Source organism: Phytobacter massiliensis JC163, assembly GCF_000321045.1.
Lineage (GTDB): Bacteria > Pseudomonadota > Gammaproteobacteria > Enterobacterales > Enterobacteriaceae > Phytobacter_A > Phytobacter_A massiliensis.
This window is the reverse complement of sequence record NZ_HE578945.1, coordinates 995,891-1,014,908: the sequence shown is the minus strand read 5'-3', so window position 1 is coordinate 1,014,908 and position 19,018 is coordinate 995,891. Positions and strand designations below refer to the sequence as shown.

General features: G+C 55.7%; 21 protein-coding genes and 1 pseudogene. 7 read left to right on the top strand and 15 right to left on the bottom strand.

What is annotated here, in order from left to right; all coding sequences use genetic code 11:
* Window positions 1-37 precede the first annotated feature (37 nt).
* From yciZ to osmB, 3 genes are all read left to right on the top strand, one after another.
* Entirely contained in the window at window positions 38-220 is a 183-nt protein-coding gene (yciZ, locus tag ENTHG_RS05075) for a protein YciZ/DeoL (protein WP_044175137.1), read from the top strand.
* Between the two features lie 59 nt (window positions 221-279).
* A complete protein-coding gene (gene yciT / locus ENTHG_RS05070) occupies window positions 280-1,038 on the top strand; it encodes a DNA-binding transcriptional regulator YciT (RefSeq protein ID WP_044175134.1) in 759 nt (252 codons plus the stop codon).
* Window positions 1,039-1,297: 259 nt separating this feature from the next.
* Window positions 1,298-1,516 carry an osmotically-inducible lipoprotein OsmB gene (gene osmB / locus ENTHG_RS05065; protein ID WP_044178998.1) on the top strand — a complete coding sequence of 73 codons (219 nt, stop codon included), beginning with the start codon at window positions 1,298-1,300 and terminating at the stop codon, window positions 1,514-1,516.
* Between the two features lie 110 nt (window positions 1,517-1,626).
* Here osmB and yciH read toward each other — a convergent pair whose 3' ends face one another.
* From yciH to pgpB, 5 genes are all read right to left on the bottom strand, one after another.
* Window positions 1,627-1,953, bottom strand: coding sequence for a stress response translation initiation inhibitor YciH (yciH, locus tag ENTHG_RS05060; protein ID WP_044175130.1), 327 nt, complete (start codon window positions 1,951-1,953; stop codon window positions 1,627-1,629).
* Window positions 1,953-2,687, bottom strand: coding sequence for an orotidine-5'-phosphate decarboxylase (gene pyrF, locus ENTHG_RS05055; protein WP_044175127.1), 735 nt, complete (start codon window positions 2,685-2,687; stop codon window positions 1,953-1,955). Before pyrF ends, yciH begins: the two co-directional genes overlap by 1 nt.
* 188 nt (window positions 2,688-2,875) lie before the next feature.
* A complete protein-coding gene (gene lapB / locus ENTHG_RS05050; protein WP_044175124.1) occupies window positions 2,876-4,045 on the bottom strand; it encodes a lipopolysaccharide assembly protein LapB in 1,170 nt (389 codons plus the stop codon).
* A 6-nt stretch (window positions 4,046-4,051) separates the two neighbouring features.
* Window positions 4,052-4,360, bottom strand: a complete 309-nt coding sequence (locus ENTHG_RS05045) for a LapA family protein (RefSeq protein ID WP_044175118.1) — start codon at window positions 4,358-4,360, stop codon at window positions 4,052-4,054.
* Between the two features lie 141 nt (window positions 4,361-4,501).
* The gene (pgpB, locus tag ENTHG_RS05040) at window positions 4,502-5,266 is read right to left on the bottom strand and encodes a phosphatidylglycerophosphatase B (RefSeq protein WP_044175115.1); all 765 of its coding nucleotides are present in this window, start codon (window positions 5,264-5,266) and stop codon (window positions 4,502-4,504) included.
* A gap of 185 nt (window positions 5,267-5,451) precedes the next feature.
* Here pgpB and ribA point away from each other — a divergent pair, with 185 nt between their 5' ends.
* A complete protein-coding gene (gene ribA / locus ENTHG_RS05035) occupies window positions 5,452-6,042 on the top strand; it encodes a GTP cyclohydrolase II (RefSeq protein ID WP_044178996.1) in 591 nt (196 codons plus the stop codon).
* Window positions 6,043-6,084: 42 nt separating this feature from the next.
* Here the strand turns inward: ribA and acnA are convergent.
* The 6 genes and pseudogenes from acnA to topA form a co-directional block, all read right to left on the bottom strand.
* A pseudogene (gene acnA, locus ENTHG_RS05030) lies at window positions 6,085-8,761 on the bottom strand (aconitate hydratase AcnA).
* A gap of 175 nt (window positions 8,762-8,936) precedes the next feature.
* Entirely contained in the window at window positions 8,937-9,032 is a 96-nt protein-coding gene (gene ymiC / locus ENTHG_RS25975) for a small membrane protein YmiC (RefSeq protein ID WP_237567448.1), read from the bottom strand.
* 137 nt (window positions 9,033-9,169) lie between these two features.
* Window positions 9,170-9,340 (bottom strand): hypothetical protein, encoded by a 171-nt coding sequence (locus ENTHG_RS25770; protein ID WP_187371631.1) that lies wholly within the window; start codon window positions 9,338-9,340, stop codon window positions 9,170-9,172.
* A 1-nt stretch (window position 9,341) separates the two neighbouring features.
* Window positions 9,342-9,503: a YmiA family putative membrane protein gene (locus tag ENTHG_RS24030; protein ID WP_081653585.1), complete on the bottom strand. Its 162-nt coding sequence runs from the start codon at window positions 9,501-9,503 to the stop codon at window positions 9,342-9,344.
* Window positions 9,504-9,818: 315 nt separating this feature from the next.
* A complete protein-coding gene (cysB, locus tag ENTHG_RS05025; RefSeq protein WP_044175112.1) occupies window positions 9,819-10,793 on the bottom strand; it encodes an HTH-type transcriptional regulator CysB in 975 nt (324 codons plus the stop codon).
* Window positions 10,794-10,974: 181 nt separating this feature from the next.
* Window positions 10,975-13,572, bottom strand: a complete 2,598-nt coding sequence (gene topA, locus ENTHG_RS05020) for a type I DNA topoisomerase (RefSeq protein ID WP_044175108.1) — start codon at window positions 13,570-13,572, stop codon at window positions 10,975-10,977.
* Window positions 13,573-13,971: 399 nt separating this feature from the next.
* Between topA and ENTHG_RS05015 the strand changes: the two genes are divergently transcribed.
* Entirely contained in the window at window positions 13,972-14,223 is a 252-nt protein-coding gene (locus ENTHG_RS05015) for a YciN family protein (RefSeq protein WP_044175102.1), read from the top strand.
* A 34-nt stretch (window positions 14,224-14,257) separates the two neighbouring features.
* Here the strand turns inward: ENTHG_RS05015 and sohB are convergent, their stop codons facing one another.
* Complete coding sequence (gene sohB / locus ENTHG_RS05010; protein ID WP_044175091.1) at window positions 14,258-15,304, bottom strand: protease SohB; 1,047 nt, start codon at window positions 15,302-15,304, stop codon at window positions 14,258-14,260.
* Between the two features lie 201 nt (window positions 15,305-15,505).
* On the opposite strand from sohB, the gene ENTHG_RS05005 reads away from it, so the two are divergent.
* Together ENTHG_RS05005 and cobO are read left to right on the top strand one after the other, a co-directional pair.
* Window positions 15,506-16,264 (top strand): YciK family oxidoreductase, encoded by a 759-nt coding sequence (locus ENTHG_RS05005; protein ID WP_044175076.1) that lies wholly within the window; start codon window positions 15,506-15,508, stop codon window positions 16,262-16,264.
* Window positions 16,261-16,851: a cob(I)yrinic acid a,c-diamide adenosyltransferase gene (gene cobO / locus ENTHG_RS05000; protein WP_044175064.1), complete on the top strand. Its 591-nt coding sequence runs from the start codon at window positions 16,261-16,263 to the stop codon at window positions 16,849-16,851. The genes ENTHG_RS05005 and cobO overlap by 4 nt, the downstream gene beginning before the upstream one ends.
* Window positions 16,852-16,872: 21 nt before the next feature.
* Here cobO and rluB read toward each other — a convergent pair whose 3' ends face one another.
* The 3 genes from rluB to ENTHG_RS04985 all read right to left on the bottom strand — a co-directional run.
* Window positions 16,873-17,745 (bottom strand): 23S rRNA pseudouridine(2605) synthase RluB, encoded by an 873-nt coding sequence (gene rluB / locus ENTHG_RS04995; protein WP_044175053.1) that lies wholly within the window; start codon window positions 17,743-17,745, stop codon window positions 16,873-16,875.
* A gap of 83 nt (window positions 17,746-17,828) precedes the next feature.
* Complete coding sequence (locus tag ENTHG_RS04990) at window positions 17,829-18,449, bottom strand: L-threonylcarbamoyladenylate synthase (RefSeq protein ID WP_044175041.1); 621 nt, start codon at window positions 18,447-18,449, stop codon at window positions 17,829-17,831.
* On the bottom strand, window positions 18,446-19,018 hold a 573-nt coding region (locus tag ENTHG_RS04985; RefSeq protein WP_044178994.1), incomplete at its 5' end, for a PHP domain-containing protein. The genes ENTHG_RS04990 and ENTHG_RS04985, both read right to left, overlap by 4 nt.

Here is a 19,018-nt window from a genome sequence, read left to right as displayed (position 1 = left end):
ATTCAACTTCTTCATTTGCAACCAGAAAGGTGAAAACATGGCCGATATTAATGTGAAACAGCTGGCAGGACGGATCGATACCGTGCTGGATATTCTGGTTGCAGGGGATGCCCAGTCCGCCATACGTAACCTGGAAATCTTAAAGGCGGAGCTGCTGCATATTGAAAATGCAGAGCAGAACGCCGCGAGCGACGCGCCTAAAACGCCGTGGGAAATTTAACACACCATCACGGCAACGGATGGCTCACCTCAATGCTATAAGGCCTGAAAGTAGCGGTTATGAATTCCCGACAACAAATCATATTACAGACAGTCATTGATAAAGGGCGTGTGAGCGTCTCCGACCTGGCAAAAATGACCGGCGTTTCTGAGGTCACGATTCGTCAGGATCTCAACACGCTTGAAAAGCAGAGCTATCTGCGCCGCACTCACGGTTTCGCCGTTCCGCTGGACAGTGAAGATGTGGAAACGCGCATGATGAATAACTACAGCGTCAAGCGCGACCTGGCGGATTACGCCGCCTCGCTGGTCAGCGAGGGAGAGACCATTTTTATTGAAAATGGTAGCTGTAATGCCCTGCTCGCCCGTCGTCTGGGTGAACAGCGCGGCGTGACCATTATCACGGTGAGCAGCTATATTGCGCACCTGCTCAAAGACGCCCTTTGCGATGTCATTTTACTTGGCGGCATTTATCAGAAGAAAAGCGAGAGCGTGGTGGGGCCGCTTACGCGGCAGTATGTGCAGCAGGTGCATTTCAGCAAAGCGTTTATCGGCATCGACGGCTGGCTGCCGGCGACGGGTTTTACCGGCCGCGATATGATGCGCTCCGACGTGGTTAACGCGGTGCTGGAAAAAGGCTGCGAGGCCATTGTGCTTACCGATAGCTCAAAATTCGGCGCGGTACACCCCTATACGCTGGGCACGGGCATGCAATTTAACCGTGTTATAACAGATTCCCGCCTGCCAGCAGAGACGCGTCACCAGCTACAGCAAAGCGGTCTGGCCGTGGATATCGTCTCCTCAACCGACCCACTCTGATTTTCCTGCCCGCGCCCGCGGGCTATCCCTTTCATATCTGAGACTATTCTGACCGTCCAATTAAGACTATTTACCGTGTCGGTAATCGTGATCATACGTAATATTATGTTCAGCGATATAACAGGAAGTAACTATCACACGCGTGAATAGAGTAACACCTGCGCAACAAAGGTTTAGCGGAAAGACTTTAAGTCAGAGCATTCGCACTATACTTAGAGAGAACACTTTTCCGTGAATCCACTATTCAGGAGAAAGTATGATGATGTTAACGGGTAAAAAAATGGCTGCGGCGGTTCTGGCTGTCACTCTTGCAATGTCTCTGAGCGCATGTGGCCACTGGTCCAAGCGCGATCGTAACACCGCTATCGGCGCTGGTGCTGGTGCATTAGGCGGCGCAGTTCTCACTGACGGCAGCACGCTGGGTACCCTAGGCGGCGCGGCAGTGGGTGGTATTGTTGGTCATCAGGTTGGTAAATAATTTTACTAAGACGGCTTCTACAACTGAATTACGTCTCTTTCTTACAGGTCTGAATATACTGAGCAAAAAAGCCGCGATAGCTATCGCGGCTTTTTTATGCCCGGCTCGCGTTAACCGCCTGCCAGTTTGACCTTCATGCCTTTGGCTTCCAGCAGCGACTTGATCAACTCTCGCTTATCGCCCTGAATTTCGATAACGCCCTCTTTCACTGAACCGCCACAGCCGCATTTCTTTTTCAGCTCCGCGGCCAGCGCGACAAGCGCGGCATCATCACCCTCTACGCCGGTGATAAGGCAAACGCCTTTGCCTTTGCGTCCGCTGGTTTGCCGCTGAATGCGCACCACGCCGTCGCCTTTGGGTCGAATCACCGTCGGCTTTTCTTCCGGGATGCGTCCGCTTTCTGTTGAGTAAACCAGCCTGCTATTACTGTCGCTCATTATGCCCCCTTCAGAGATGCGTTGATATCGCGTAGCGTCTGCGCCGGGTCGGCAGATTGGGTGACCGGCCGTCCGATAACCATATAATCTACGCCTGCCGCCTGGGCCTGTTGTGGCGTCATAATCCGCCGCTGATCCCCGGCATCGCTGCCATGAGGACGAATGCCAGGGGTTACCAGGCGAAAGGGTTCACCGAAGGCCGCTTTGAAACGTACCGCTTCCTGCGCCGAACAGACCACACCATCGAGGCCGCACTGCTGTGTTAACGCCGCCAGCCTTTCCGCGTGTTCTGCGGGGGTTGCCTGGATACCAAGGTCGGCCAGATCGGCCGCTTCCATACTGGTTAAAACCGTAACCGCAATCAGCAGCGGCGCATCTTTACCGAAGCTCTGTAGCGCCTCTTTCGCGGCTGTCATCATGCGCGCGCCGCCGGAAGCATGCACATTCACCATCCAGACGCCAAGGTCCGCAGCCGCTTTCACCGCGTGCGCCGTGGTGTTAGGGATATCATGAAATTTAAGGTCGAGAAAGACGTCGAAACCGCGCTGCTGGAGGTCGCGCACCAGCTGCGGGCCGAACAGCGTGAACATCTCTTTGCCAACTTTGAGGCGACAATCACGGGGGTCGATACGGTCGACAAACGCCAGGGCTTTGTCTCGATTGTCATAGTCAAGGGCCACCACGATGGGGGAAGCCGTTAACGCGCGGGAAAGTGTTGATGAAGTGGACGTCATGATGAGACCTTCTGCAATGAGGGCACCCGCTCAGGCGCGAATAATAAACGGCGAGCATTCTACCTGTGCTGATAAGGAAAAGACAGGCTGCATTAATGACCTGCCGGGCGATGTTGGCACGACGCTGCTCACTGCTTTTTATAAAACATGATTAGTATGTTGTAACTAAAATGAGTTTTTTTTAAAAATTACTGACCGTCAAGACCACGAATCGGCTTCACGGTTGACCACGCGCGGCAAGACGGGCAGTGCCAGTACATGGTGTAGGCGGTAAAGCCGCACTTGTGGCAGCGATAGCGCGGTTTGCTGCGCACCTGCTCTCCCACCATATCACGCAGCACCATCAGGCTCTCTTTCGCCCGTCCCTCTTCTGCTTCATTAAGGTGATAATCCATCAGCTTATGGAAAACACGCATAGTCGGGTGGCGCTGCAGCTGACGCGTGACGTATACCTGAGCGGCGTCCTGGCCTTCTTTCGCCTCCATAATCTCAGCCAGCATAAGCTCAGCTTTCGCCCCGCTGTTCTCTTCTACACAGCGCCGCAGGAAGTCGGCCCACTCTTCCGGTTTCCCCAGATGCTGATAGCAGACCTGCAGCATTTCCAGCGTTTCGCTGACCAGCTCCCGATCCTGATCGATAACCCGCAGCAGGCTCTCCACCGCTTTGGTGTACTCGCCTTTCGCCATAAACACGCGCCCCATCATAATGGAGACGCGCGGGCTGTCGCGATCGGCGGCGGCACCCTTTTTGAGCAGCGCCATCGCCCGATCCATATCATCGTTACCCATCTGCTGTAGCGCCAGCTCGCAGTAGAAGTGGGCAATTTCGCCACGCTGTTTATCTTTGCCCAGCTTGACCAGCCGCTCGGCGACATCAATGGCCTTTTGCCAGTCGCTGGTGGCCTGATAAATCTGTAACAGCTGCTGCAGCGCGCCAATACGAAACTCCGTCTCGTCCACCAGCTGGTTAAACATATCTTCCGCCCGATCGTACATCCCGGCGGCCATATAGTCGCGCCCAAGCTGCTGCACGGCAAGCAGCCGCTGATCGTAGGTCAGCGAGGCGCTCTCCATCAGCGTCTGGTGAATACGGATAGCGCGGTCGACTTCCCCGCGCGAACGAAAGAGATTACCGAGCGTGAGATGCGCTTCGACGGTACCGGTATCCTCTTTAAGCATATCAAGGAACAGGTCAACCGCTTTGTCCTGCTGGTTGCTCAGCAGCAGGTTCATACCGGCCACGTAATCACGCGATAGCCGGTTTGCCTCGTCCTGCTTCGTTTGTTGAGCATTTCTGCGCCCCATGTACCACCCATACGCGGCCGCAACGGGTAACAGCAGAAACAACAGCTCCAGCATAAGCGATTATTCCTTCACTACCGGCGTTGCGGGCGCAACCGGCGCCGTAGAGGCCGGGGTCAGCTGCTGTTCAAGGCGTTTGAGCTTCCGTTCCGCACGCGCCAGTGAAACCCGAACGCGCAGCCAGAACAGGCCGCAAATCAGCCAGCCGATGACAAAACCCGCCGCAAAAAGAATCGCCAGCAGCGTCGAGATACGGTACTCGCCCTGGGCCAGCAAATAGTTGAAGGTGACCTGCTGATCGTTTTGCGCGCCAAGGGTGACCGAAACGACGAAAATCGCCAGAACCAGCAAGAAAATGAGTAGATATTTCACATTACTTCCCGTTATGTGTGATGGGCGAATAAATTATATTCATACGTATGCAGCACAGCCTATAAACTACCATTTTAGCGCCTGGCGCGAAATGGAAATGCGCAGCGCTTCAAAGGGATTTATGGGCCTGCCAGACAAATTTCAACTTTCTTCTTCCCTTTCGGCAATTTCCTGCTTTTCCTGTAGCGGCGGCGTCAGCGGACCGCAAAGACGCTGGGCAAGCCAGGTGGCGATCGTCACCAGCATCCAGGAGATAAGCGTAGCGACCACCAAATCCCTCGGCCAGTGCATGCCAAGCAACATCCTGCTCCCCATCACGCTTGTCGCCCAGACCAGTAATAGCGCGATAGTCCAGGTCCGACGGCGAGGCCACAGCAGCCCAACGCCCAGCAGCGCCCAACTGGCGGCAAACATGGTATGGCCGGAAGGAAAGGCAAAGCCTGTCTCTTTCTGCCAGTGTTTGCGCAAAAAGGCCGGGATGGATGTCTGGTCATGCAACTGCTCTTTCACCAGATCGCCACGCGCCTTACGCTTTAAACTATAGAACTCATCCGGCTGAATGTTATGTGATTTTTCCAGCCACAGTACAAACGGCCTTGGCTCCTGGACGCGATCTTTAACCCAGGATTTTACTCCCTGTCCCGCGAGGATGGCGCAACCAAGAATGGCAAATAACATTAAGGCAGGTTTTAAGCGAAAACGCAGGCACCAGAGGAACCAGCCGCAGAGCAGCACGTGGGTGATAATCCCCCAGGGCTGGGTAACGGTTTCGGTGACCCAAAAGAGCAGCTTCAACCATAAACCACTTTCGCCCGGCTCCCAGCGCCAGCCGGAAAGCCACACCGCAAGCGGCATAATCAACAATAAACCTGCACCCGCCGTGGTGCGTCTGGCTATGGAAAACATCTCAACTCCTTTATTTACGGGCTCAACAATCATAACTGAAAAATGACAGTTTCGGGAAAAGCGCCGCATTTGTGCGATTAAATCGTCGCGAAACGGGAGGTGATTAGTGATGTAAAGCGCATTGTGGCAAAATAGCTGATACATAAGGCTAGGGTATGATGGCCAGCATAATTTCGGAGAATCACATGCAGCTTAAACGCGTGGCAGAAGCCAGACTGCCAACCCCGTGGGGGGATTTCCTGATGGTGGGTTTTGAAGAACTGGCAACCGGGCAAGATCACGTTGCGCTTGTCTATGGCGATATTTCCGGCCAGCTGCCGGTGCTGGCGCGCGTTCATTCAGAATGCCTGACGGGCGACGCCCTGTTTAGCCTGCGCTGCGACTGCGGTTTCCAGCTTGAAGCGGCGCTTACCCATATTGCCGAGGAAGGCCGGGGCGTGCTGCTGTACCACCGTCAGGAGGGGCGTAATATCGGCCTGCTGAACAAAATTCGCGCCTATGCCCTGCAGGATCAGGGGTATGACACGGTAGAGGCCAACCATCAGTTGGGCTTTGCCGCCGACGAGCGCGACTTTACGCTCTGTGCGGATATGTTCAAATTACTGGGCGTGGATGAGGTGCGCCTGCTGACCAATAACCCGCGCAAAGTGGAAATTCTTACCGAGGCCGGGATCAATATTGTTGAGCGCGTGCCGCTGATCGTCGGGCGTAACCCGAACAATGAGCACTATCTGGATACCAAAGCGGCGAAGATGGGCCACCTGCTCAAGGAATAAAAAAGAGGCCGGGAGGCAGCGCGCCTTCCGGCCTTACAGCACCTAGTTCAGCATATTACGAATGACATAGTGCAGAATGCCATCGTTCTGGTAATAGGTCAGTTCGGTTGCGGTATCAATACGGCAACGACAAGCCAGCTCCTCGGTTGTCCCGTCGGCACGCGTGAGCGTTACCGGCACCGTTGTACCCGGCTTGAGCGCTTGCAGGTTACTGATATCAATCCGTTCTTCACCGGTCAGACCAAGGGTTTTACGCGTCACGCCCTGCGGGAACTCCAGCGGTAAAATCCCCATGCCGATAAGGTTAGAGCGGTGAATTCGCTCAAACGACTCTGCAATGACCACCCGCACGCCCAGCAGGCGAGGCCCTTTAGCCGCCCAGTCGCGGCTGGAGCCGGAGCCATACTCTTTACCGGCAATGACCGCCAGCGGCGTGCCCTCTTTCTGATAACGCATTGCCGCGTCATAGATAGAGATCACCTCATCGCCCGGCAGATGACGGGTCATGCCCCCTTCCACCCCCCGGCACCATCTCATTACGGATACGGATATTGGCAAACGTGCCGCGCATCATCACTTCATGGTTGCCGCGTCGGGAACCGTAGGAGTTGAAATCGCCGCGCTCAACGCCGTGGCTTTGCAGATATCTGCCTGCCGGGCTGTCCGCCTTAATGCTGCCTGCCGGTGAGATGTGATCAGTGGTCACCGAATCTCCCAGCATCGCCAGCACGCGCGCGCCGCGAATATCCTGCACCGGATCGGGTTCGGAGAGCATTTCATCGAAGAAAGGAGACAGGCGAATATAGGTGGAATCATTCTGCCAGCCGTAAGTATCCGAGCTTTCTACCTGAATGCCCTTCCACTCTTCGGTGCCCTCAAAGACTTCCGCATACTCTTTGCGGAACATATCGGTGGAAACCTGCTCCACCGCGCGGGCGATGTCGCGCGCAGAAGGCCAGATATCTTTTAAATAGACCGGATCGCCTTTACGGTCATGGCCGAGCGGGTCGGTAGCCAGGTTGATATTCATATTCCCCGCCAGCGCATAAGCCACCACCAGCGGCGGTGAAGCCAGCCAGTTCGTTTTTACCAGCGGATGAATACGCCCTTCAAAGTTACGGTTGCCTGACAGCACCGCCCCTACCGTTAAATCACCCTGTTTGATAGCCTGTTCAATCGGTTCAGGCAGCGGCCCCGAGTTACCGATACAGGTGGTGCAGCCGTAACCCACCAGGTTAAAGCCCAGCTCATCAAGATAGGGGGTCAGCCGGGCCTGGGCCAGGTAATCAGATACGACCTTCGAGCCGGGCGCCAGCGAAGCCTTAACCCACGGCTGGCGTTTGAGACCGACGGTGACCGCGTTTTTTGCCAGCAGACCTGCCGCCATCAGTACGCTCGGGTTAGAGGTGTTGGTACAGGAGGTAATGGCGGCGATAACCACCGCGCCGTCAGGCAATGAGTGTTTTTCGCCTTTCAGCACATATTCGACGGGCTTGTGATCTTTCTGCGCCGTGTTGAGCTCCAGCTCCGTGGAGGCGGCGAAGGCTTTCGGCACATCACCCAGCGCCACCCGGTCCTGAGGACGTTTCGGTCCGGCGAGGCTTGCCTCAACATCGTTCATGTTCAGTTCCAGGGTGCTGGTGAAGACCGGCTCATCCCCCGGGTTGCGCCACATGCCCTGCGCTTTCGCATAGGCCTCAACCAGCGCCACCTGCTCCTCGCTGCGCCCGCTCAGACGCATATACTCAAGCGTTACGCCATCAATGGGGAAGAAGCCGCAGGTCGCGCCGTACTCCGGCGCCATGTTGGCGATAGTCGCCCGATCGGCAAGCGGAAGCGAATCGAGCCCGTCACCGTAGAATTCAACAAATTTACCCACCACCCCATGTTTACGCAGCATCTGGGTAACGGTTAACACAAGGTCAGTCGCGGTAATGCCTTCCGCCAGTTTGCCGCTCAGCTTAAAGCCGACGACGTCCGGAATCAGCATCGAGACCGGCTGCCCGAGCATAGCGGCTTCGGCTTCGATACCGCCCACGCCCCAGCCCAGTACGCCCAGCCCGTTAATCATGGTGGTGTGAGAATCGGTGCCCACCAGCGTATCCGGGTAGGCGACCCACTCTTTGTCCTGCAATTCACTCCAGACAGCCTTGCCCAGGTACTCCAGGTTGACCTGGTGGCAGATCCCGGTTCCCGGCGGCACCACGCTAAAGCGGCTAAACGCCTGCTGGCCCCACTTCAGAAACATATAGCGTTCGTGGTTACGCTCCATCTCAAGACGGACGTTCTCTTCGAAAGCGTCATCATCGCCAAAATGGTCAACGGTTACGGAGTGGTCAATCACCAGATCCACCGGTGAAAGAGGATTAACTTTAGCGGTATCGCCGCCGAGGCGTTTCACCGCTTCGCGCATCGCGGCCAGATCGACCACGGCGGGAACGCCGGTAAAATCCTGCATCAGTACCCTGGCGGGACGATAGGCGATTTCACGATCGGCGTGGGCATTCTCAAGCCACCCTGCCAGCGCACGGATATCTTCTTCGGTAACAGACTGCTCATCCTGCCAGCGCAGCAGGTTTTCAAGTAAGACTTTTAACGACTTGGGTAGACGCGCAATATCCCCAAGTTCCTTTGCGGCCAGCGGCAAGCTGTAGTAGTGATACGTTTTATTCTCTGCCTGCAACGTGTCCTTACTGGCTTCGCGTAGGGTAGACGACATAAGCTCCTCCTTAATAACAGGGATTGCGAAACCCCGACTGTTTTCGGGGTCTGTATTAAAGATAACACAAACATGTCGTAACGTTTTGATAACAACCCAAATGGATAAATGGGCAGGCAGTGCGCGACCGCGCGCAGAAACAAAAAACCTCGCCGGAGCGAGGTTTTTCAGAGGATTAGGCGATCCACATCCAGACGAGCTGGCACCAGAAGAGAAGCGATACAGAGAAGACGCTCATCCACGACCAGTATTTAACAGAAGTATGGGTCATCGTATTCACACCAAAAATATATTTATTCGTTCAGCGCGGAGCGCGTTTCGTTATTGCTGTGGTGTATTTATTTAACAGTACATAAGTACGCATGAGCAGTATAAGGAAATAGCCTTTACTGAGACTCTAACGTGAAATTATTGTTTTGCCGCTTCGTCTTCTGCGAAAGCATCAATAAAAGCCTGCTGCTGCGGTGTCAATTTCCATGATGCCGGAACAGACGTCGCCGCCTGCGGTTTCGCTTTTTGCGGCGCGTCATGTCGCTGACATAAACGCTTACCGGCGTCAGTTCGGGCAGATACCGCCATTTTAACCCCAGAAATTCCAGATGATTAAGGCAACCACGACCCAGAACAGCGCTGAACCCAGAAATACCGCCAGCCACGCTTTGCGCTTGAGCGACGGATCCCTTTGCGGTTCTTCACTTCCTGACGGCATTGCTAACCTCGTACAATCGATATCGCTTATCATTTCGGCACCAACAATCGGTACAATTAATCATGAGATGAGACAAATCCTAAAAGAACTTTAGCTGAAAAGCCAGTGAATTTACGCATGGTTTCCAAAGAAATATTCAATCTTTTGACCAGAAATAAATTATTGAAGTGAAAAATTTGCGCAGCGGCAATTTCGTTTCTATTTTTGTCGCTAATTCGCGACAGTGCGGACAGAACGTGGGGGATATTATGGGACGAAGGGAGCGACAAAATAAGAAGATGTTAATAGCAATTGCACTTAAGTCAGCGTGATGGGGCATTCCATTGACAAAGAATGCCCCGCCATAGCTTATTTTTCCGGGAGGCGGATGTCTTTGAACATGGCTTCAATGTCTTCATTCGAGCGCAACGCCACCGCCGCATCCACAACGTCGCGCGTCAGATGGGGCGCAAAACGCTGGATGAAATCATACATGTAGCTGCGCAGGAAGGTGCTGCGACGAAAGCCAATTTTGGTGGTACTGTGGCTGAATATCTCCTGGGCATCCAGTTTAACCAGGTCGGGATCGGAGATCGGATCAACCGCCATACTGGCGATGACGCCTACGCCCAGCCCCAGGCGAACGTAGGTTTTGATGACGTCGGCGTCGGTGGCGGTGAAGACAATCCGCGGCGACAGGCCTGCGCGGTTGAATGCGGTGTCCAGCTCTGAACGTCCGGTGAAGCCAAAGGTATAGGTGACCAGCGGATACTGGGCCAGCTCCTCAATAGAAACCGATGCTTTGCCCGCCAGCGGGTGGTCAGGGGTGACCACAATCGAACGGTTCCAGTGGTAGCAGGGCAACATCACCAGATCGTCATAAAGGTGCAGCGCCTCGGTAGCAATGGCGAAGTCCGCATTGCCTTTCGACACCGCCTCCGCAATTTGGGTAGGCGACCCCTGATGCATATGCAGCGATACGCGGGGATAGCGCTCAATAAAGCCTTTGATCACCCCTGGCAGCGCGTATCGCGCCTGGGTATGGGTGGTCGCAACATACAGCGATCCCTTATCCGGCCACGTATGCTCCCCGGCTACCGATTTGATGGCGTCCACTTTGGAAAGCACTTCCCGGGCGATACGGATAATCTCCTGCCCTGCTGGCGTCACCTGAGTGAGATGTTTGCCGCTACGGGCGAAAATCTGGATCCCCAGCTCATCTTCCAGCATGCGTACCTGCTTACTGATGCCGGGCTGCGAAGTGTAAAGACCTTCTGCGGTGGAGGAGACATTGAGGTTATGGTTAACGACTTCAACAATGTAGCGAAGCTGTTGTAATTTCATGGAAGACCATCCATTTTCGCCCGAACAGATGCCGGCTTAAGACGATTTGATAATAAGAAAAGGCTCAACTATAACCACTATATCATTTATATCTTCTATGTATAGATTCCAACAAAAAATAATAAGCCGGGTTATAAAAAAAGGGCCGCTTTTGCGGCCCCTGTAACACCTTCATTTATGGCTATTTTTTAGCCATGGTCCATTTGCCGTCGATAAAGAAAGCGGTCCAGTTAGTGGCTTTGCCCTCTTTTTCCGAAGCGACATACTGCTGCTTCGTTTTACGGCTAAAGCGCACCACGGTTTTATTGCCATCCGGGTCCTGCTGCGGCGCATCGGCAAGATAGCGCAGCTTTTCCGGTAGCCGGTCACGGAAGCGGTAGAGCTCTTCCACCAGCGGCGCACGGGTTTCGCGTGATTTGGGGAAGGTGTTCGCCGCAAGGAAAACACCCGCCGCGCCGTCGCGCAGAACGAAGTACGCGTCGGATTTTTCACACGGCAGCTCAGGCAACGGCACCGGATCTTCCTTCGGCGGCGCAACTTCGCCATTGCGCAGGATCTTACGGGTATTCTTACAGTCGTCGTTGGTACAGGCCATGTACTTGCCAAAACGCCCCATTTTCAGGTGCATTTCAGAGCCGCATTTTTCGCACTCAACCACCGGGCCGTCATAACCTTTAATGCGGAACTCACCCTCTTCAATCTCATAGCCGTCGCAGGTCGGGTTGTTGCCGCACACGTGCAGCTTACGCTTCGGATCGATAAGGTAGCTGTCCATCGCCGTGCCGCATTTGCCGCAGCGACGTTTTGCACGCAGGGCGTTGGTTTCCGCGTCATCGCCTTCCAGCACGTTGAGCACTTCGTTTTCCGGCACCAGGTTGATGGTGGTTTTACAGCGCTCTTTCGGCGACAGGGCGTAACCGGAACAGCCGAGGAAAACCCCGGTGCTGGCGGTACGGATACCCATTTTGCGGCCGCAGGTCGGGCAGTCAATGCTGGTCAGCACCATCTGGTTAGGGCGCATGCCGCCTTCTTCCGGGTCCTGCTCCGCCTTTTCAAGCTGGCGGGAAAAATCGCCGAAGAAGCTGTCCAGCACTTTTCGCCACTCCGCCTCATGCTTGGCCACCTGATCGAGGCGGTCTTCCATCTGGGCGGTGAAGTCGTAGTTCATCAGCTCGCGGAAGTTCTCTTCCAGCCGATCGGTCACGATCTCCCCCATCTTCTCTGCATAGAAGCGGCGGTTCTCAACGCGAACGTAGCCACGATCCTGAATGGTCGAGATAATAGACGCGTAGGTAGAGGGACGGCCAATGCCGCGCTTTTCCAGTTCTTTGACCAGAGACGCTTCGCTGAAACGCGCTGGCGGCTTGGTAAAATGCTGGGCTGGCGTCAGCTCGATAAGAGAGAGCACATCGCCGGTATTGACCGCCGGCAGCGTACGGTCCTCGTCGCCTTTACGCAGCGCAGGCATCACCTTTGTCCAGCCGTCGAAGCGCAGAATACGGCCACGCGCTTTCAGGCGGAAGTCGCCCGCGCCCACGGTAATCGTGGTGGAGTCATACTGCGCCGGCGTCATTTGGCAGGCGACGAACTGACGCCAGATCAGCTGGTACAGCTTCTGGGCGTCGGTTTCCATATCTTTCAGGGATTCCGCCTGCACATTGACGTCAGAAGGACGAATCGCTTCGTGCGCTTCCTGAGAGTTCTCTTTGCTGGCGTACTGGTTGGCGTTCTCCGGCAGATACTTCTTGCCATAGCTGTCGCCAATGAAGGCGCGAACCATGCTTACGGCATCCTGACTCAGGTTGGTTGAGTCGGTACGCATGTAGGTGATGTAACCCGCTTCATATAAGCGCTGAGCCATCATCATGGTTTTCTTCACGCCGAAACCAAGACGGGTACTTGCCGCCTGTTGCAGCGTGGAGGTGATAAACGGCGCGCCCGGTTTGCTGCTGGTGGGCTTGTCTTCACGCTCCAGCACCGTATAACGGGCTTTCTCCAGCAGGCTTACCGCCGCCATCGTTTGTTCGCGGCTGGTCGGGCGGAAAGGCTTGTCGCCTTCGTGCGTAACCTGCAGCGGCAGCGAATCGCCGCCGGGGGTCGCCGCGCTGGCGTCAATTTCCCAAAACTCTTCCGGCACAAAGGCTTTGATTTCGCGCTCGCGCTCCACCACCAGACGTACCGCTACCGACTGTACGCGCCCTGCTGAGAGGCCGCGAGCAATTTTTTTCCACAGCAGTGGCGAGACCATATAGCCCACCACGCGGTCCATAAAGCGCCGCGCCTGCTGGGCATTGACCCGGTCAATGTTAAGCTCGCCCGGCGTTTCAAACGCCTGACGAATCGCGTTTTTGGTGATTTCGTTAAACACCACGCGGCTGTAACGCTTGTCGTCGCCGCCGATCACTTCCCGCAGGTGCCAGGCGATGGCCTCCCCTTCGCGGTCAAGGTCGGTTGCGAGATAGATATGGTCGGCTTTTTCAGCAAGCTGCTTTAATTCAGCAACCACTTTTTCTTTGCCGGGCAGCACTTCGTAGTGCGCATCCCAGTCATGCCACGGGTCGATACCCATACGGTTGACAAGCGCGCCACGTTCATCCTTTTTAGGCTTTTTAGCCGTTTTGGCGGAGGCAGAATCAGCGCTCTTTTTAGCTGCTGAGCCACTGGTCGGCAAATCGCGGATATGCCCTACGCTCGATTTGACTACGTAGTCATTACCCAGGTACTTATTGATCGTTTTGGCTTTTGCCGGGGACTCAACGATGACAAGAGCTTTACCCATATTCACCTTTACCTAATAAAATTCATCCAGGAATTCGCCGCACATTTGCTTCACCTTCCAGTGGCGACGAGCTACTCATATTGCGACGACGTCACTGGATATCAACCTTTTTTTGCGCCAGCGATAAGATAATCCACTGCCAGGTGACTGAGTTAACAGGCTTTTGCGCTAGCAAGCGACGGAGCACGGCGGTATTACGGTCGAATGTCAAGCAAATCTGTTGCCAGATTGACGAAAGCGTCACACTGTACCTGATAAAATTTGTTAAGCAACTTTATTAGCATGCAAATTCGAATCACGCCAGCACTAGCATAGACGCAAAACCCTTGCCCGAGCAGGGAAAATTTGCCCCGGCGCGGGCTCGGGCGTAAAATTGAAAAAATTTTACGGAGGGGTGAAATGGAGCCTGTAAAGCAACCAATCGACCGCCAGTCTTTACTCGATCTGGCCAACAAATTAATCCGCGATCATGAAGACACGCTGTCCGGCATCGAAGCCACAGGTGTCACTCAGCGCAATGGCGTTCTGGTTTTCAGCGGCGAATACTTTCTTGACGCGCAGGGTTTGCCTACTGCAAAAAGTACCGCTGTCTTTAACATGTTTAAGTATCTGGCCCATGAACTATCAGAAAAGTATCATCTGGTAGACTGAACGAAAAACGCGAGGCACCGGCCTCGCGTTTTGTTTACTGCATCGGTTTTTGTCCGCGCTGCCACCAGCGCATCAGCAGGCGGTCTGCGCTCTCTGCTGCACTGCCGGTCAGGCGATCCAACAGCTTTTTGCGCTGCAGATAACGCAGGCCGATCACCTCATGGCTCTGCATTAACCCCAGCAGAAGCTCATCGCTGGTGCCCACCTCGTCGACCAGACCTTTCTCCAGCGCCTGGGTTCCGTACCAGTGCTCGCCAGTCGCCACTTCATCAATATTCAACTGCGGGCGCATTTGCTGCACGAATCCTTTAAACAGATCATGGGTTTCGTTCAGGCTCTCACGGAATTTCTGCCGCCCCTCTTCGGTATTTTCACCCAGCAAAGTCAGCGTACGTTTGTACTGCCCGGCGGTATGCAGCTCAATATCAATATCTTTGCTTTTCAGGAAGCGATTAAAGTTAGGGATCTGCGCCACCACCCCGATCGAGCCGATGATAGAGAACGGCGCGGCGACGATTTTATCCGCCACGCAGGCCATCATATAACCGCCGCTCGCCGCGACTTTATCTACCGCCACGGTTAGCGGGATGTGCTTATCCCGCAGGCGCTGCATCTGCGATGCCGCCAGCCCGTAACCATGCACCACGCCGCCGGGGCTTTCCAGCCGCATAATCACCTGATCCGCCGGCTGCGCCAGGGTCAGTACCGCCGTTATCTCTTCACGCAGCGCGCCGACCTCATGGGCATCCATACTGCCTTTAAAATCCAGCACCCAGGCGCGCGGCTTCGTCGCGGCAGCGGCTTCGCCCGCTTTCGCTTTTGCTTTGGCCGCTTTCGCCTCCTGTCGCGATTTTTTCTTCTGCGCCTTATGCCAGAGTTTTTGCTGCGCCGGCTCCAGCAGGGCGACCGACAGCTCCTCCTGCATCTCTTTATATTGCTCGCCAAGGCGGGTAACGCGTAATTCGCCTCGCTGCCGCTTACGCAGCGACTGGTTAACTATCAGCATCACCACCACCGCAATCGCCGCCACTACAGTGACGATTTTGGCTAAAAACAGACCGTATTCAGACAGTAATTCCACGCATTCCACCTTGCTTGAGTCACTTAACGAACGCTGCCAGTGTACATGAGCCTGCCTGGCGCGTCTTCACTTCGCTGCGCGGCTAAAAAGCGTTCTTATCTCGCGAAATGAGAGAACCCTCCCCCAGACTGATTGAAATCATGCTGTGTTTCAGGCATAAACCCGGAATGAAACAAAACGGGTTGAGACCAAGGAGTTAGCGTGCATTATCAGCCACAACGCGACCTGTTACACAACCGTATCATTCTGGTGACCGGCGCCAGCGATGGCATCGGTAAAGAGGCGGCGCTCAGTTACGCCCGTCACGGCGCCCGTCTTATCCTGCTCGGGCGCAATGAGGAAAAGCTCCGCGATGTCGCCAGCGCCATCAGCCGCAACGGCGGCCTGGCGGCAAGCTGCTATACGCTGGATCTTGCCAGCTGTACGCCCGCTGACTGCCAGCATCTGGCCGCACAGCTGTCTGAACATTATCCGCGCCTCGACGGCGTGCTGCATAACGCCGGTCTGCTGGGTGATATCTGCCCGATGAGCGAGCAGCGCCCGGAGGTGTGGAATGAAGTCATGCAGGTCAACGTCAACGCCACGTTTTACCTGACGCAGGCGCTGCTTCCTTTATTACTGAAATCTGAAAGCGGCTCGCTGGTATTTACCTCCTCCAGCGTCGGTCGGCAAGGTCGCGCCAGTTGGGGGGCCTATGCCGTGTCGAAATTTGCCACCGAAGGCATGATGCAGGTGCTGGCCGAAGAGTATCAGAACCGCCTGCGCGTCAACTGCATCAACCCGGGGGGCACGCGTACCAACATGCGCGCCAGCGCCTTCCCCACCGAAGATCCGCAAAAACTTAAAACGCCTGCCGATATCATGCCGCTCTATCTGTGGCTGATGGGCGACGACAGCCGCCGCAAAACCGGCATGAGCTTTGATGCGCAGCCGGGGCGCAAACCGGGGATATCACAATGAGCGAAGAACGTTACCAGCAGCGCCAGCAACGGGTAAAAGACAAGGTTGATGCCCGCGTCGCCGCGGCGCAGGAAGAAAGAGGCATAGTCATTGTTTTTACCGGCAACGGGAAAGGCAAAACCACCGCCGCGTTCGGCACCGCCACGCGCGCGGTTGGCCATGGCAAAAAAGTCGGCGTGATTCAGTTTATTAAGGGCACCTGGCCTAACGGCGAGCGCAACCTGCTTGAACCGCACGGCGTAGAGTTTCAGGTGATGGCGACAGGCTTTACCTGGGAGACGCAAAACCGCGAAAGCGACACCGCTGCCTGTCTAGAGGTGTGGCAACACGCGCAGCGGATGCTGGCAGATGCCTCGCTGGATATGGTTGTGCTCGATGAGCTGACCTATATGGTCGCCTATGATTATCTGCCGCTGGCGTCGGTCATTGATGCGCTCAACAGCCGCCCGGCGCACCAGACGGTGATCATCACCGGGCGCGGATGCCACCGGGATATTCTGGAGCTTGCCGATACCGTCAGCGAGCTACGCCCGGTGAAGCATGCCTTCGAAGCGGGCGTTAAAGCGCAGATCGGTATCGATTACTAAGGCAATTCGCGGCGCGACGCCTCAGCCATTGCTGTTGCGACCGCCGCGACGGTTGCCTGAAACCTGGCTGTGGCGTTTCACCGCACGACGAATCTGGTTCGCCTTCATGCGACGACGGTCTTTCTCCACCGCGACTTTAGAGGTGGTCTCCGGCGGCAGCCCTACCAGTTCGCGCAGGTAGTTAGTTTGCGCCAGATCCAGCTCCGTCCAGCCGCCGCGCGGCAGCCCTTTCGGCAGCGGAATATCGCCATAGCGTACACGGATAAGGCGGCTAACCTGCACGCCCACCGCTTCCCACAGACGGCGGACTTCGCGGTTGCGGCCTTCGGTCAGGGTGACGTTGTACCACTGGTTGATACCTTCGCCGCCGCTGAATTTAATGGTTTTAAACGCCGCCGGGCCATCTTCAAGCTGCACGCCGCGCGCCAGCTCGCGCACTTTGGCATCGTCAATCTGGCCGAACACGCGCACCGCGTATTCACGTTCCACTTCCCGGCTCGGGTGCATCAGCCGGTTCGCCAGCTCACCGTCGGTGGTGAATAACAGCAGGCCGCAGGTGTTGACATCAAGACGGCCAACGGCAATCCAGCGCGCGCCGCGCAGTTTGGGCAGGCGGTCGAACACGGTCGGGCGCCCTTCCGGGTCGTTGCGGGTGCAGAGCTCGCCTTCCGGCTTGTAATAGGCCAGCACGCGACAGATTTGCTCGACGGACTCTTTGACGGAAATAAGGTGGCCATCGATACGAATTTTCAGTGCGGGTGTCACTTCGACGCGGTCGCCAAGGGTGGCAATTTTACCGTCGACGCTGACGCGCCCCGCTTCGATAATGGATTCAATTTCACGGCGGGAGCCGTGGCCGGCTCGCGCCAGGACTTTTTGTAACTTCTCGCTCATAGAGCTTCCTCAGGTGTCGCCTTCACAGGCGTCGGATAAGGCCATCAGGATGAAATGGTGGCGTAGTATAGCGAGTTGCGCCTTTACTGGAAAGGTTTAACGTCGCCCACGCCTTCACGGATCACCACCGGCGCATCATCCGTCAGATCGACAACGGTCGTCGGCTGCTGGCCGAGATAACCGCCATGAATGATCAAATCGACCTGTTTTTCCAGGCGGTCTTTGATCTCATCCGGGTCGGACTCGGTAAACTCGCTGCCCGGCAGCATTAAAGAGGTCGAGAGCATCGGCTCGCCGAGCGCCTGTAATAGCTCAAGGGCGATAGGATTCGCCGGGACGCGCAGGCCAATCGTTTTACGCTTCTCCTGCAACAGTCGACGCGGCACCTCTTTCGTTCCTTTCAGAATAAAGGTGTAGTTGCCGGGCGTGTTGTTTTTAATCAGACGAAACGCGATGTTATCGACGTGGGCATAGGTTGACAGCTCGGATAAATCGCGGCACATCAACGTGAAGTTGTGCCCGTCCGGCAGCTGGCGGATGCGGCAGATGCGCTCCATCGCGCCTTTATCTTCGATTTTACATCCCAGCGCGTAGCCGGAATCGGTTGGGTAAACAATAACGCCGCCTTTGCGGACAATTTCCACCGCCTGGTTAATCAGGCGCTGCTGCGGGTTTTCCGGATGGATATAGAAAAACTGACTCATACTTCCCTCTCTGTACTGTGTTGCGGCTGCTCCCACTTCTGCCAGACGCCTTCAACCCCTGCCGGTAGCCAGAGTTTTCGCCCCAGCTCAATCCACGAACAGGGCTGATGAAAATCTGAACCCTGAGAGGCCAGAAGACCATAGTCGCGGGCATAAGCGGCCAGCTGCTGGCGTTCATTGGGAGCCTGCTGGCACTGGGCGACTTCCATCGCCTCACCGCCGCTTTGCGCGAAATGCGCCAGCAGTCTTTTCAACCATTTAGCGGACAGATCGTAGCGCCCCGGATGGGCGAGAACCGCCGTTCCGCCAGAATGATGAATCACTTCAATAGCTTGTTCTATTGTACACCACTGCGGCGGAACATATCCGGTTTTCCCTCGCGCAAGATAGCGCTTAAAAACGTCAGCCACCGTAGTGGCTTTTCCCGCCTCGACAAGAAAACGGGCGAAATGGCCGCGGGTCACGGCCCCACCCTGCGCCAGCCTTTGCGCGCCTTCCAGCGCGCCGGGAATATGCGCCTTTTCCAGCCGCTCCCCTATCAGGGCGGCGCGCCGTTGCCGCCGCTGGTG